Genomic DNA, 995 nt, shown 5'->3' with positions numbered 1-995 from the left:
TACCGCGACCGGCGTGCCCGCGGCCAGCGGGCCGGCCCGGCGCCCGCTGAGATCCGCGTCGAAATCCTGGCCGAGAGTCTGGCCCGGGAAAAAGCCCGTGCGCAGGCCCGCAACGATGCTTGGGCGCCCGGGCCGCGGCGGGGCAGGCAAACGCCCGTGCCGGTCGCCGACCACGCCTGGGTCAAACGTAAGCAGGCCGCCCTGGACCGGGCGATCGCCGAGCGCAACGCCGCCGAGCAGGCCGCCGCAGCCAAGGCCGACGCCACCCAGGACGCCACACCGGCCACACGCAGCCCTAAACGCAATATCACCGACCCCCAGTCGCGGACGATGCCGCTACGTGGTGGGGGCTGGCTGCAGGGCTACAACTGCCAGGCCGCCACCAGCAGCGACGGGCTGATCCTCGCCACCTCAGTGGGAAACAACCCCAACGACGCCACCGCGTTTCCCACCATCATGGACAAGACCGTGGCCGCCGCCGACCTCATCGACACCCACCGGCCCGCCACTGCGACCAGCACCGATACCGCGATCGGGGTGCTGCTCGCCGACGCCGGCTACCTGAGCAACGACAACCTCACCGTCCCTGGCCCCGACCGGCTGATCGCGGTCGGAAAAAGCCACGACCTCGCCTCGGCCGCCCGCCAACACCCGGCCGCGGGGCCACCGCAACCAGACGCCACCCCGATCGAGGCGATGGCACACCGACTACGCACCCCCGAAGGCCACGACCTCTACAAACAACGCAGCCATATCGCCGAAACGCCGTTCGCCCACGCCAAACACAACCTCGGATTCCGCCGCTTCACCAGCCGCGGACTCGACAGGGCCGCAGCAGAATTCAGCTTCCACGCCCTGGTCCACAACCTGTTCAAAGTCATCGGGGCAGGCGCGATCGCCCCAGCCACCGGGTAACCGGATCTGCCCAACGAACTCACGCCACCGAAGCCACCGCCACACGCAACCGCCCCGCCACCCGATTTTGCAACAGCCCG

General features: G+C 69.8%; 1 protein-coding gene. It reads left to right on the top strand.

Features of this window, described 5'->3' with window-relative positions:
* Positions 1-915: transposase (locus tag AC5Y36_RS25795; protein ID WP_500043816.1), on the top strand; the 915-nt coding region annotated here is incomplete at its 5' end.
* Between the last annotated feature and the right edge of the window lie 80 nt (positions 916-995).

Source organism: Mycobacterium sp. NGS50 (assembly GCF_059812545.1).
This window is presented reverse-complemented; position numbering and strand designations above follow the sequence as displayed.